This window comes from Ferroplasma sp. (assembly GCF_031200575.1).
Lineage (GTDB): Archaea > Thermoplasmatota > Thermoplasmata > Thermoplasmatales > Thermoplasmataceae > Ferroplasma.
Genome location: NZ_CP133597.1, coordinates 431,585 through 445,420, shown reverse-complemented (window position 1 = coordinate 445,420; position 13,836 = coordinate 431,585). Strand labels below are relative to the sequence as shown.

16 protein-coding genes and 1 tRNA gene are annotated in these 13,836 nt (G+C 39.0%); 8 read left to right on the top strand and 9 right to left on the bottom strand.

Going from position 1 to position 13,836, the window contains the following annotated elements:
• Positions 1–155 precede the first annotated feature (155 nt).
• The 4 genes from RE471_RS02510 to RE471_RS02495 all read left to right on the top strand — a co-directional run bounded on the left by RE471_RS02510 (position 156) and on the right by RE471_RS02495 (position 2,726).
• Positions 156–986: a TatD family hydrolase gene (locus tag RE471_RS02510; RefSeq protein WP_309215204.1), complete on the top strand. Its 831-nt coding sequence runs from the start codon at positions 156–158 to the stop codon at positions 984–986.
• Positions 987–1,086: 100 nt separating this feature from the next.
• On the top strand, positions 1,087–1,737 hold the full coding sequence (locus RE471_RS02505; RefSeq protein WP_309215203.1) for a hypothetical protein: 651 nt from the start codon (positions 1,087–1,089) through the stop codon (positions 1,735–1,737).
• A gap of 22 nt (positions 1,738–1,759) precedes the next feature.
• Positions 1,760–1,945 carry a hypothetical protein gene (locus RE471_RS02500; RefSeq protein WP_298278692.1) on the top strand — a complete coding sequence of 62 codons (186 nt, stop codon included), beginning with the start codon at positions 1,760–1,762 and terminating at the stop codon, positions 1,943–1,945.
• A 7-nt stretch (positions 1,946–1,952) separates the two neighbouring features.
• Positions 1,953–2,726 (top strand): glycosyltransferase, encoded by a 774-nt coding sequence (locus RE471_RS02495; RefSeq protein ID WP_309215202.1) that lies wholly within the window; start codon positions 1,953–1,955, stop codon positions 2,724–2,726.
• 3 nt (positions 2,727–2,729) lie between these two features.
• On the opposite strand, the gene RE471_RS02490 is transcribed toward RE471_RS02495, so the two are convergent.
• Positions 2,730–3,374, bottom strand: a complete 645-nt coding sequence (locus tag RE471_RS02490; protein ID WP_309215201.1) for a helix-turn-helix domain-containing protein — start codon at positions 3,372–3,374, stop codon at positions 2,730–2,732.
• Positions 3,375–3,505: 131 nt separating this feature from the next.
• Here RE471_RS02490 and RE471_RS02485 point away from each other — a divergent pair, with 131 nt between their 5' ends.
• Genes RE471_RS02485 through RE471_RS02475 form a run of 3 tightly spaced genes read left to right on the top strand, consistent with a single transcriptional unit; the run spans position 3,506 to position 7,080 of the window.
• Complete coding sequence (locus tag RE471_RS02485) at positions 3,506–4,543, top strand: hypothetical protein (RefSeq protein ID WP_309215200.1); 1,038 nt, start codon at positions 3,506–3,508, stop codon at positions 4,541–4,543.
• The gene (locus tag RE471_RS02480) at positions 4,540–5,658 is read left to right on the top strand and encodes a CaiB/BaiF CoA-transferase family protein (protein WP_309215199.1); all 1,119 of its coding nucleotides are present in this window, start codon (positions 4,540–4,542) and stop codon (positions 5,656–5,658) included. Before RE471_RS02485 ends, RE471_RS02480 begins: the two co-directional genes overlap by 4 nt.
• A gap of 57 nt (positions 5,659–5,715) precedes the next feature.
• A complete protein-coding gene (locus RE471_RS02475; protein ID WP_309215198.1) occupies positions 5,716–7,080 on the top strand; it encodes an MFS transporter in 1,365 nt (454 codons plus the stop codon).
• Between the two features lie 286 nt (positions 7,081–7,366).
• On the opposite strand, the gene RE471_RS02470 is transcribed toward RE471_RS02475, so the two are convergent.
• From RE471_RS02470 to RE471_RS02435, 8 genes are all read right to left on the bottom strand, one after another.
• Positions 7,367–7,439, bottom strand: a tRNA-Pro gene (locus RE471_RS02470).
• Positions 7,440–7,532: 93 nt separating this feature from the next.
• Complete coding sequence (locus RE471_RS02465) at positions 7,533–7,754, bottom strand: DNA-directed RNA polymerase subunit N (protein ID WP_309215197.1); 222 nt, start codon at positions 7,752–7,754, stop codon at positions 7,533–7,535.
• A gap of 4 nt (positions 7,755–7,758) precedes the next feature.
• Positions 7,759–8,163, bottom strand: coding sequence for a 30S ribosomal protein S9 (locus RE471_RS02460; RefSeq protein WP_309215195.1), 405 nt, complete (start codon positions 8,161–8,163; stop codon positions 7,759–7,761).
• Positions 8,160–8,573, bottom strand: coding sequence for a 50S ribosomal protein L13 (locus RE471_RS02455; RefSeq protein ID WP_309215194.1), 414 nt, complete (start codon positions 8,571–8,573; stop codon positions 8,160–8,162). Before RE471_RS02455 ends, RE471_RS02460 begins: the two co-directional genes overlap by 4 nt.
• Before the next feature lie 5 nt (positions 8,574–8,578).
• On the bottom strand, positions 8,579–8,947 hold the full coding sequence (locus RE471_RS02450; RefSeq protein ID WP_309215193.1) for a 50S ribosomal protein L18e: 369 nt from the start codon (positions 8,945–8,947) through the stop codon (positions 8,579–8,581).
• 250 nt (positions 8,948–9,197) lie between these two features.
• Positions 9,198–10,541, bottom strand: coding sequence for an MFS transporter (locus RE471_RS02445; RefSeq protein WP_309215192.1), 1,344 nt, complete (start codon positions 10,539–10,541; stop codon positions 9,198–9,200).
• 48 nt (positions 10,542–10,589) lie between these two features.
• Positions 10,590–11,300, bottom strand: a complete 711-nt coding sequence (locus RE471_RS02440; protein ID WP_309215191.1) for an RNA methyltransferase — start codon at positions 11,298–11,300, stop codon at positions 10,590–10,592.
• A complete protein-coding gene (locus RE471_RS02435; protein ID WP_309215190.1) occupies positions 11,301–12,065 on the bottom strand; it encodes a peptidylprolyl isomerase in 765 nt (254 codons plus the stop codon).
• A 258-nt stretch (positions 12,066–12,323) separates the two neighbouring features.
• On the opposite strand from RE471_RS02435, the gene RE471_RS02430 reads away from it, so the two are divergent.
• The gene (locus tag RE471_RS02430) at positions 12,324–13,805 is read left to right on the top strand and encodes a D-glyceraldehyde dehydrogenase (protein ID WP_309215189.1); all 1,482 of its coding nucleotides are present in this window, start codon (positions 12,324–12,326) and stop codon (positions 13,803–13,805) included.
• Positions 13,806–13,836: the final 31 nt, after the last annotated feature.

Below are 13,836 nucleotides of genomic sequence, written 5' to 3'. Positions count from 1 at the left end.
TTAATTATAACATAAGATTATAATCTTTTCTTTAAATGCATATGTACATTTCATTATAAAATTTTCCCTTAAAGGTTTAAAGAAAAAAACATTAAATATAGAGCCGTTAATTAATCAAAAGCATAATAAATATAATATCCACTTTATTATCATATATGGCCATATTCAGAACGGTATTTGATAACTTCCTCCATTTGAGAAGAAATGGGTATTTCCTTGATGCCGTGGAAGATTTCAAAAGATATGGTGGCACATCCATGAACATAGTCAATTTCCCGGAATACATATATCCACCGAAAAGGCATTATGAGGAAATTTATAAAGAAACCATTACTGTGGCCGGCAGGGTTTCACATGCCGGGATTAATACAGTTATTACACTTGGGCCTTATCCACTGGATTATTTTTTCTTCCGTTCCTCAGGAGATGACCCTGTGGCTTCTATGAAGGCTGGGATTGATATGGCGGCGGAGTTGATCAGGGATGGCATGGCGGATGCCATGGGAGAAATTGGATTTCCACATTTCCCCGTGGACGGGGATGTGTATGGTGATTCTGGCAAAATTCTTGAATATGCACTGGATGTTTGCAATGATTACGACATACCATTGATACTTCATACAGAGGATATGTCTTCAGATGGCTATGCAAAAATTGAAAACATAATTAAAAGGCATTACCGCACTGACAGGGTTATGAAACACCATGCAAATTCCGTGGACCTTGAGTATCCCGGGCATATCCTCAAATCACTGGTTGCATCCAGGAATAATGTACGGGCTGCACTTGAATCCGGAAAGGATTTTCTGCTTGAAACTGATTATACTGACCAGAAAGAAAAGCCGGGAAAGGTTATACCAGTATATTCTGTCCCCAAGAGGTGCGAAATGATTAAAAATTCATGTGAAAATTATATTGAGGTATTCCACAGGATATTTGAGGAAATACCATACAGATTTTACAGAAAGGAATTTTTTAACCTGTGAATGTGGCTATTGCATGAAGAAACACAGTATTTTAAACGTTCACAGCCAGATACAGCACACACTGATAACTATTTAAATGGCTATGATATTCGCAATCATAATGATTGATGTTAGCAAATATGACAAGCTCCTGGAGGATATAAAATCCATGCTGTTTTCTGAGAGAAAATCCAGAAAGCTGAATAAAATAGAGCCGAATTTCTATAAAAATATATATTCATTATTTGTTGAGCTGAATGCAGAAAAAGAAATGGTAGTATCCACAGACATAACAGAATATATGGAAATAACAAAACTTCTGGACGATGCTAGAAAAAATTTCAAGGCATTTTTCCAGGTCAGATTCGAAAAAATTGCAAAGTATTCTGTATACGATGATATAGAGGAATTCCTGTACAATATGAGCCCTGAAGAAAAAGGGATAATGAGGGAACTAAATGAACAGATGAAAAATTATTACAACGATTTCATCGGTGCAACCAGGCATGTAGAAGAGCAAAAAGAGGAGGAAACTTTGCAGGAGGAAATAGAGGAACCTACCAGAAAAATACCTGAGCCAGAGATTGAGAATAATGAGGCCACAGAAGATCTAATTCCTGTGCGAATTTTAAAGGACCAGCCCCCAATAGCACAGCCAGAGGGGGATTACTATCTGCACAAAAATGATGTAATATATATTTCACCTTCTTTTGCCAGAATGTTGAATAGCCATGGTATCTGTGCATATATTTCAAAAGGTAAAAAATTATAAACACATATTATATTGTCATTATATGGAAAAAATATGCGATGTTACTGGATGCAATGAAAAAAGTTTTCAAACGGTCCCGGCAGACCTGGCCGGGAAGGTATTCTCACTGAAAGAGGAAAAAACCAAGGTACATTTATGCAAGGCCCATTACAAGGAGTATAAAAAGAATACAAAAAAGGAAAGGGAAACCCAGAGAATGGACTGGTAAAAGTTAAATGGAAGGCATTTCAATAGTTGTCACCGTTCTCAACGAGGAGAAAAATATTAGGGATTTAATGGTATCCCTGATACCACAGGAGCAACCCTTCGAGGTCATAGTAGTTGACTCTATGAGCTTTGATAAAACTCAGGATATTATGAATGAATATTCGGCGAAATATGATTTTATCAAATATTACCGGGAAAGGACAACAAGGGGAGCAGGAAGGAATTACGGCGTTTCAAAATCAAAATACAATTACGTAGCGTTTATTGATGGAGATGCTATTGCCGGGGAAAACTGGATCAGGAACCTGAGGGCATACACTGGATATTATGATGTCGTGGCAGGCATTACAAGAAACACCGGGAATATGAACTACTCCATGGAAAGATTTAAGCTATTTTATAAAGGATTTGATGTTACCATGCCATCATCAAATCTAATGTATTCCAGGGATTTATTCAATAAAATAGGGGGATTTGATAGCCATTTTGTTACTGCCGAGGACATAGACCTGAATATAAGGGCTATCAGCCAGGGCGCAAGGCATGCTGTATGCAAAAATTGCATAGTGTACACCAAAACCAGGGAAACCTTCAGGGATTTCAGAAAGCAGGCATACTGGAACGGATATGGCCGCTGGCAGCTTAAGGAGAAGTACAGCAATAAAATAGATTTCAAGCATCACCTAACGGCAAAAGAATTATTTTCACCGGTTTATATGGTTAGAAATTTTTACGGGCTAAGAGGTTATATGCATGGAAGATTCGGCCGTAAAAAGGGATAACGTTTATTTTGAAATGAAGCATGATAAAATTTTCCTTTCTGCATTCCTTATATGGAATAAAACTGTTGGCTTTGAGATAGCGAACTTCTCTGCCAGTTCATCCAGGCTAATTGATCTGGGCCAGTCAAGATAACCGGCATTCAGGGCTTCATGTATAACTTTTTTTTCAGTTTCAGTCAGGTCAAAAAAGTTAATTTCTCTGTTCAGCCGCCTTGATATGTCCATTATCCCATCGCCTGAATCAATTTTAATATAATCATAAAATTTTAACCGGTTATATTTTTCTATGCTATGTATATTATTCATCATAGATTCACGGTTCGTATGAATGATAAAATAGCTCTCACCGCCATTCATGGCAATAAATGGATACATGGGAACCCCACCTGTTTCAAATATGGACTTCATTATACTGTGCCCTGTTTTTGTGCCTGTAAACATATTGACGTGCTTACCTTTGAGAAAGTGTATTTCCCTGAAATCCATGCTATGGTTATCCATTATGGTGCTCCCTATAGAATATGCTATCAGGGAATTCTGGTCATTGTATATATTATAAATGTTTGATATTATTATTTTTGACTGGTTGTTGTCTGTAGATTTGGAAAGGCTGCAATCGCCGTCTACATGCAGGGTCAGGAAATACATGGTAAGCTAGCATTTGCATATATATAAATTTAATGTAATACCACTATATCTATTGCCGAATCTATGTGCATTTGCTGAAAAATTTAACATATTATATTATGCCATTATATATGGCTTAATAATTGTATTTTATGATTACAGATGATACTTTGCGGGAAGGTATGCAAACACCGGGGTTTTCATTTTCAACTTCAGAAAAAATTGAGCTGGCGCGATTGATTTCAGAATCAGGCATAAAAAGGGCACTTGTTTCCTATCCTCCGGCACACAGGTCTGAATTTGATGTTACACGCAGTATAGTAAATAAAGGCTATTTTACAGAGACTTTCGCACTGGGGAGGACATTGAAGCAGGATATAGATATTATCTATGAAACTGGTGCAAGCATATCCCTGCATCTGCCCTTCAAGATTGATAACATGGATCCCATTGTAGATAATATAAAATATGCGTGCTCAAAGGGGAGATCGGTTGAAATTGGATTCGTGGACATTGATATGTTTAATGTGAATGAAATTGTAAAATTCTGTAAAAAAATGGAAGATGCTGGAGTTGATGTTATCCAGTTGCCTGATACAAGAGGAATGCTGGACCCCGGCAAAATATGGAGCGTCATCAAATCTGTCAAAAACGGAACAAAAATAAAAATTGAAGCACACTGCCACAATGATCATGGGATGGCTGTTGCCAATACTGTATCTGCTATCACAGCAGGTTCTGATTATGTTGATACCACGATCTTCGGGACAGGTGAGAGGAATGGAATAGCTGATAGCATGACCATTTCAGACTATCTTGTCAGAAACGGCATTGAGAAGGGGATAAATCTGGATAGGTTGAAAATTGCATACAATTATATGTACGGTTTAATAATGAAAAAAATAGGCTCAAAATTCTTTTCTGACAATATGCCACTGTATGGAAATAATTCTGTAATACAGACAGCAGGAACTCATGTTGCCTATAGTTCTGTTTTTGAGGAAAAAAATTATTCAGTTAATGTTTACACAGGAAAAAAAATGATTATGGAAATACTGAATAAAAATGGAATTAATTATGATGTTAGAAATCTGGATCGCATTGTGTCTCTGGTTAAGGATGAATCTGCCCGTAGGGGCGAGGTGCTTACCGTAAATGATATAATCAAAATTGCAGGTGAAATTGCATGAAACGGGTATTAGAGATAGGGCAGATAGTTGCAGGGCCCACTGCAGGACTTGTACTGGCAGATATGGGTTATGAAATAATCAAGATAGAGAAACCGGGAACCGGGGACGTATCCAGGAACCTAAATGGTACAAGTTCCGGCACCTTTCTGTACTACAACAGGGACAAGAAGAGCGTATCACTGGATATAGGAAAAGAACAAGGAAAGGATATTCTGAGAAAACTCATAAGAACTTCCCATATAATTATTGAAAATATGGCCCCCGGTACCATGGATAGGCTTGGGTTTTCCTTTGATGAGTGCAAAAAAATCAATCCAGATATAATTTATTTATCGTTAAAAGGATACATGCAGGGACCGTACCACGGGAGAAAATCCCTGGATTACCCAATAGAGATAGAGTCTGGGCTTGCGTATATGACCGGCATGAATGGAAAACCTATGAGAATGGGAGCTTCCGTTGTTGACATGGCTGCTGCCATCATAGGGGTTTCCAGAATACTTCAGTTTATCTCTGAAAACAAATCTGGCTTTATAGAAATAGGGCTATTTGAGACCGCAATGTTCCTTGCAGGTCAGCATATTGCCACATACCAGATCGAAAATAAAGATTTGCCACCGATCAATGAAAAAAATTTTGCCTGGGGTGTCTATGATTACTTTTTATCAGCGGACAATAAAAAAATTTTCATTGCGGTTGCAACTGATGCCCAGTGGAAAGATTTCTGTCAGGCTTTTGAAATGAAAAATTTCATTGACAACCCGGACATGGAAACCAATACGGCTAGGTATACACATAGGGACACACTTATTCCTGAAATTCAAAAAGTATTGATTTCTTTAGATTATAATACCATAAAGGCAAGGCTTAATACCTATAATATCAGTTACGGGGTTCTGAACCGCCCGTGGGATCTGCTTCATGATACTCATGCAGGGAGATATCTCATGGACACGGCATATCTTGATAAGGATTATAAAATTCCTGGAATGCCATTTGCCGGATCCAGAAGGCATGTGGCTCCTGATCTGGGAAGGGATACAGAATCGGTTTTATTGGAAGCAGGTTACACCGAAGATCAGATAATGGCGTTTAGGAAAGAAATGGTTATATAATGAAAAACTCTAACATATTATAATACTACTTTATATATACATATATGATGCATTTTTATGCAAAATAAACCTTATAAGGGTAGTGTTTCGGATAGGTTAGAACGCCTTCCATTCAGTTCGGTGCAGAGGGATTTCCTCCTCATGGTTGCAGGCGGCGAGTGGGCTGAGACACTGATGCTTCTGGGCAATGGTGCCATACTAGCACTTGTTGTATCCGTGCTTGGGATATCAGACAGCCTCGGTGCCACAATAATAACAACAGCTTTCTTTCTGGGTGAATTTTTTGGAAGTGCTTTTTTCGGATGGCTAGCAGATAGGCGTGGCAGGAAATTTGTGTTCCTGTATAATTTATTAGTATTCTCAGTGGGAATGCTGATTGCAGGTTTTATGTCTATTCCTATTCTGATAGCTATATTTGTATTCATAGGAGGTATAGGTGTGGGAGGGGAATTCCCACTGGTGGATTCATTCACCACAGAAATGATGCCAGGAAAGGTTAGGGGGAACAGGCTGGCCTGGGTTTATACTATAGCTGTAACCGCAGGATTTGTAATAGCAGTCCTGACCTTTGCAATGCAGAAGGTCGCTCCCGTGTATTATTCCTGGAGAATACTTTTCTGGTTCATGGCAGTAGTCGGATTCGGCATATGGGCTGTCAGGACAAGGTTAAAGGAATCGCCCAGATGGCTTGAAGTGCACGGAGATTATAAAAAGGCAGATACAATAACTACCGACTGGGAGCAGAGGACCATGAAGGCAAAGAACCTGAAAGAGCTGCCTCCCCTAGAGCATAATACACCAATAGAGGAAAACAAAAGCAAATACGAGGATATATTCAAGCCTGATGTCAGAAAGAGGACAATAATGATGCTTATATTCCAGTTCTTCCAGTCAGGGATATTCTACGGATTCACCGCCCTATCACCTTTATTCCTTATTGAAAAGGGATTTGATCTTCCAAAAACACTGGAATTCACGTTTTTGATATATGCTGGCTTCTTCTTCGGTTCAGTTTTCAATCTGTTCATAATAGACAAGGTAGAAAGAAAATGGGGGATAATAGGCACAGCAGTACTTGCAGGAATATTTGGAACGGCATTCGCTGTTGTGAACAATGTATATCTAATAGTAATATTTGGGTTTATAACAACGTTCATACTGTGGAACTTCTCGAACTTCTTCCATGCATACCAGGCTGAAATATTCCCTACCAGAATAAGACCCACAGCAGCAGGAACAGTTTATGCAGTAAGCAGGGTATCCACTGCAATACTTACACTGCTTATAGTTGACATATTCCTGCCACATGGAGTTCTTGCAAGCTTCGGTATAATATGGGTATTCATAGCCATAGTTGTCGTTGATATATGGGCATTTGGGCCAAGAAGCTCAAGGGAGCAGGTGGAAACCATAGCCCAATAAATTTTTATAATGTATTTTTTTATTTATCTTTGGAGATCAATTTACTGTAAAACAAAAAAGATGCCGCGAAGTTAGAAATTATTGCTTTTTTTATGCTATCAGTCTTATTAACAATATTTAACTCTTAAGCGGGAAGCCCTTCGTGTTGGCGATGGGAGGAGGTCATCCATCCATTGCTTCAATAATTCATTCGGGAATAGTAAGCAATCTTATAAAATCTGGAATATCGTTATTTATGGCATATGTTTATAGCAATAGAAACCAAGTCCAAGGAATTCCAAATAAATGGGACCGTCCGAATTTGAATCGGAGTCACCAACACCCCAAGCTGGTAGGATACCAAGCTACCCCACGGTCCCTTTTTTTTATGAATACCAAGATAGGATATAAAATTTTCAATATGCATGGTTTAATAAAATTTATCCATGCTCAATAAATATATTTTTTAGAGTTTATGAGTATGAGATTACTTCCCCAAGAAGGTCCGCGTTTGAAAGGATCATTCTCCTGCAGCAGTATCTCTCAACACCGAGGTTATCCAGAATTTTAGATTTTTCCTCGCCTGTTGGATCGTGCCCGGTATCTTTCCTGATCTTCTTTGATTCCTCTACGAATCTAACGTAATCGGATCCTACCACCTTTCCACAGCTGAAACATCTTACCGGTATTATCATGATATCACCTGTAGGATTTCTGCCTCTTGGCACGTGCTCCTGAACCCATAGGTTTCTTCGGCATTTTTCTTCTTATATCATTTACCAGCATGGTCCTGTCATATGTCCTTATGGTGTTTTCCAGTTCATGGTCGTCAGAGAAGTATTTCACTATCCCCTTAGCCATGGCGGTTCTGGCAGCATCGGTCTGACCTGTATTGCCGCCACCCTCGACCTTTATTTCAATGTCTATTTCATTTGCCCGGTCTCCAAGTATCTTCAGAGGCTCCATGAGTTTATTCCTCAGAAGGTCTATTGGATACAGTTCCACCGGCCTGCCATTAATCAGGACCCTGCCAGTGCCCTTGCGGGTTACTGCCCTTGCAATGGCAGTTTTTCTCTTCCCTATTGTAAGTATCTCATCGCTCATTGGTTCTCACCCAGTATTTTCGAAATATCTCCTAATGTTATGAAACCTGTTGCATTTATATTCATAGCCTTATCGATCTTGATAAATTCCACATCCTTCAAAGATCCAGGTATCCCACTGTATACCTTGCATCTTTTAAGTGCCTCCAGACCCTTTGTTTTCTTTATTGGCAGCATTTCTCCTATAGATCTCCTCATTATCTGATCAGGAGTTCTTGGATAGTATGGACCTTTTCTAACACTGCCTATGTTTCGTCTATGGTTGAATTTGTCAAGGATGAATTTTCTGCTTCCGGTAATGGCAATTTTCGACGCATTTACGATAACAACCTCTTCCCCGGAGAGAAGCTGTTTGGCAACATATGCTGAAAGCCTTCCATAAATATGATTATCCCCGTCTATATATATCATTTTCATCACTTTATAATTTTTAAATCGGTTCCCCTGGGATTTTCCTTTGCAAGTTCCGTTAACTCTATAAACTCGCTGCCTGATTCTGCAAGCTTAAGTTTAGCTTTTTCACTGGCTTTTAGTGCAGCTATCCTTATTTTTTTATGCAGAATCCCTGATGATAATAAATTACCCGCTATTACCACTGTTTCTCCTTCAGAAACAAACCTGTCAAGTTTCCCCAGGTTCACGTTTGCATAATGGTTTCTTGAAGAATTCAATCGAGAGGCGATATCGCGCCAGAATACGCTCTGGTTTTCCCTCGATCTTTCAAGCAGGCTATTTATAACGTCTATTAGATAGACGCTTGTCTTTCTCTCTACTTTGACCGACATATTAGTGTATTGATAATTAATTAATAAATCTATTTATAAAAGACCTGTGAAGGCTATATGGATAATAAATAGTCGGTAAAGCCTAAACGATTCCCAGCCATTAACATAAAAAATGGATTGCAACAGCTGTCTAAGTTCTGGCAGTTGCAATTGTATATATTATTTTAAATATATATTTTCATTAACAAATTATATTGGTCAGGAATTGATATATTAACCAGGACATATTTCCAATTAGTTCCTGACTTTTCTATGTCAGCGCCCTGTTCCTTGGCTCGGGTGCCAGTTTATATGTTATAGAAAACCCGATTATTTCAAACACTACTAAGAATATCAGAACATAAGTAAATGGCAACGTGAAAAGAATCAGTGGAAATGCTATGGTTCCCACTATGGCGCCTATTCTGGATACAGATGTGGCAAATCCCATGGCAGTCCCCCTAATTCTGGTTGGAAAAATCTCAACAGGATAATCATATGTAAGGTTTGTTGGGCCCATGTTGTGGAAAAGATGCATGGTGGCAAATGAAAAGAATGTGAGAAGAATTCCCAGTGCGATGAAATTTGAAACCATGGCAAATATGGCCAGGGATAGTGCAGCCCCTCCGAAACCTATGAGTTCAAGACTTTTTCTTCCAGTCTTCTCAACGTAGTACATACAGATAAGAAATCCTATGAATACTGGAAGTTCCTCAAGGAGCGTTGCCAGCACAACCATAATTATGTTTGAGTTGCTGTAGGCGAATGCAGAAGGAGTGTATTCCCATACACCGTAACTGGAAACATCATAGGAAAACCAGGCCACTGAAACGAATATGGTATAGTAAAGATACTTTTTTGAAAATAAATCTCTTACCCTGGAATTGCCTTTTTCCACCGATGGCAGTTCATTTACCTCCACACCAGCAGATTTGCCCAGATAGTTTGACGATTCCAGCGCCTCAGAATCCCTGCCCTTTCCTGTAAGCCAGAAAGGACTCTCCGGAAGGTTCCTCCTGGATAGTATGACAAAAAAGGGAATTACTGCACCTGTCAGGTAAAGTACTCTCCAGTTAAATGTTACAGGAAGATACAATATTACTGGTATGGCGACAAGCAGTAGGACTACACCGCCTATTGTCCATGAAAATATATTGAATACGAGGAATTTGCCCCTTTTGTTTTTTGGTGAAAATTCTGCCTGGATTGAGGAACTTATAGGATAGTCAGCACCAATCCCAACGCCAGCCAGGACCTCGAAGATGATAAATTCCAAAATATTTGTGGAAATAGCGGTGAGTATCAGAAATACCATGGTTATTATTAAATCATATTCATATATTTTTTTCCTCCCATATTTATCTGAAAGATTACCCAGGATTATACTCCCGAAAAACATCCCTATAAAAAGAGATGACCCCATCAGGGCTATGTAATATACATAAAACGGAGTACCTGAAAAGAGATGAAAATAATCCCTCATATAAAGTATCGCGATTGAGTATATTGAGAGGACATAGCCATCCATAAAAATTCCCATGGAAGAAAGAAATGTAATTTTCAGCAGAAATGGGCTGACCGGTATTTCGTCTACTCTTCTGTGGACAGAAATCATCTTTATCATGACTATATGCTATATATAATCATAAAGTTTGCCGATTTTTTATTTGAGCCTGTTAATGGTCTGCCTCAGTATGCCCATAATTTTAAAGAATTCTGATTCTGTAATATTAGATCTTGCAACTATTCTCCCAAGCATGTTCATGAGTATTTCACTTTCTGCCCCGGTGTAATCAATTCTGGAAAGCAACTCCCCCATTCTCCCCATCAGGACATCCATTTTTTCCCTGCCAATTATATCGTGTGTTATAGTTGCATTTCCAGAATAGTTGTATTTTATCATTTCGTAGAGAATTATTGCAACTGCGTGTGAAAGATTGTATACTGGATATTCGGGGCTGCCTATGATTTTTATGAAGAAGTTGCAGAGCCCCAATTCTTCATAGTTTAACCCATTGTCTTCCCTTCCAAATACCAGTGCTACCTTCTGCCCGGTAAGCCCATTATGGGTCCAGAATTCCTCCGGCCCTGTTGGCACCCTCCTAAACTTTTCCCCGGACTTTGATATATCTGATGTGCCTGCAATAATATCAAAATCTTTTACTGCCTCGCTTAAAGTATCAAAAATTTTTGCATTTTCCAGGATATACCTGCCATGCATGGATCTGTATAGTGCCTCGGTTTCAACGTGGGTTTTTACAATCCTTAGATCACTTATCCCGCTGTTGGCCATTGACCTGGCCACTGCACCTATATTGCCCTGGTATTTAGGCTCTACAAGCACCACGGAAATAAACTTATCAAGTTCCAACATTTACTGACTTTCTTTTACGTTGTCTTTTGGTTTGTCAGTGCTTTCTTCATTTGTCTGCTCAGGTTTTGGTTCCTCAGCAGCCTCTTCCTTCTTTTCTTCTCTCTTGTACAGTTCTTTAATTTCCACATCCTTGTCGGGTATGTATTTTCTGATATCGTTGGCTATCTTGAACTTTGAATCTATCCAGTTAACATCAAATTTGGCATTTTCCGGAATCTGTATACTGATTAGATCGTTGTTAATATCAACGGTGAACTCCTCGGAATCTGTATAATCCATATCTATTATGGCATTTACCTTCTCCTTCACATCATCGATAACCTTTACAACCTGGTATTTATAATAGAGGTCTTTTCCTGCCAGTTCGTGGTTATAGTCTATAAGAACCCTTCCAGGAGTTACTGATATAATTTTTCCGACTTTATTGTTGATATTTACCTCCTTTCCAATTTCAGGATTTATTTTATTCCTCTGGAATTCTCTCATGGGAACTACTTTGATATTTTTATTGTCCCTCATTCCGTATGCGTCCTTGGCCGGTACAGTAACCTCATACTCCTTGCCGATTTCCGCCTGTTTAAATGAGTCATTAATTTCCTTGAATAGTCCCTCAGTTCCTATAACAATAACAGCATTTTTATACTTCTTTTTGTCATCGAATATATCTTCCTTTTTTGCCAGATCTTCCTTGCTAGTTGAGATTAATTTTTTGTCCTGCCCTGCTCTCATTTCAAAGCTCAGTTCTATGAAATCACCATCATTCATCAATAATCACCGATAATTTACTGTATGGAATTATTTATTTCTATTTATATTTATTGAAATCATGTGTTTGCGTGCCAGTAGCTTTAGATATTCCAAGAAATGTGGTATTTAATCAACCTTATACTGAAGATATCTTTTTGATCATAAATATCTATATGCCAAAAATTATCCATCCATAGTGCCACCACGGCGAATTATAAAATGCTTTCATAGTATCCCAATCTAAACACATTTATATTAAATTGGAATGTTATTTTTATGAAAATATATATTGATGGAATATGGAAGGATTCATCAAACCAGGCAGTTCTTAATAAATATAATCCCAGCACAGGAGAGGTTATAGATACATTCCCCGCTGCAACTAAATCAGATGTTGATGCAGCAATGGATTCCTCTGAGGAGGCATTTAAATCCTGGTCTGAAATGGGAAGCCCTGATAGGGCAAAAATACTTTACCGTGCCGCTGACCTTATAGCCAGAAGCAGGGGTGACCTGGAAAACCTTTTAACACTGGAGGTCGGGAAGATAAAAAGGGAGGCTGCTGATGAGGTGGATGGTGTCCTTGACCAGATACAGTACTATGCTGAATTCGAGAGAAAACTTACAGGGGACATAGTTGAGGGAACAACCCCTGACAGGAAAATATTCCAGTACAAGGTTCCATATGGAATTGTTGTTGCCATAACACCCTGGAATTTCCCGGCTGCAATGGTGGTCAGAAAACTTGCACCGGCATTGCTTACAGGAAATACCGTAATTTTGAAGCCCAGCTCTGATACGCCATTAACCGCCGAATGGCTGGTAAAGAAATTTATAGAGGCTGGAATTCCAAAAGGCGTATTGAACTTTATAACCGGGAAGGGATCAGAAATAGGTGATTACATAGTAAACCATAAGAAGGTGGCACTTGTTACTATGACAGGGTCTACTTCAACGGGTCAGAGAATAATGCAAAATGCATCGTCCAACATGGCGAAATTGATTCTGGAACTTGGAGGGAAAGCACCTTTCATGGTATGGAAGGATGCAGATATAATGAAGGCACTGAAAAGCCTTGTATGGGCGAAGTATCTGAACGTCGGGCAATCATGCATAGCAGCTGAGAGGCTTTACATACATGAGGACATATACGATAACTTTATGTCCAAATTCATTAAGGTAACAAAAAAGCTTTCAGTAGGCAACCCGGAAACATCCGATGTCGGGCCTCTGATAAATAAAGGTGCCCTATCTGATATGGAGAAAACTGTTCAGGAGGCTAAGAATTCCGGCTATAAAATACTCACGGGCGGTGCACCGCCAGTACTTCAGGGAAAATTCGGGAGTGGCTACTTCTTCGAGCCCACAATTATCGATAACGTTGACCAGAAATCTAACCTGTTCCAGAATGAAATCTTCGGGCCAATAATAGGTACACAGAAGGTTTCCACGATGGATGAACTTTACGAGAAGGCCAATGACTCTAGGTTCGGGCTTGCCTCATATCTATTTACGGAGAGCCCGGAATTGATGCTTGAAGCCTCGGAGAAAGTAAGGTTCGGTGAACTATACATAAACATGCCCGGCCCTGAGGCATCCCAGGGATACCATACTGGATTCAGGATGACTGGCCAGGCAGGAGAGGGTAGCAAATACGGAATTGGGGAATATCTCAAATTGAAGAATGTCTACGTGGATTATTCAAGAAAACCATTGTTTATAAACACCATAAACAACAGCGTGTTTGATAACCTTTAAAAATTTTATAGGAGATAAATTTATTTAATTT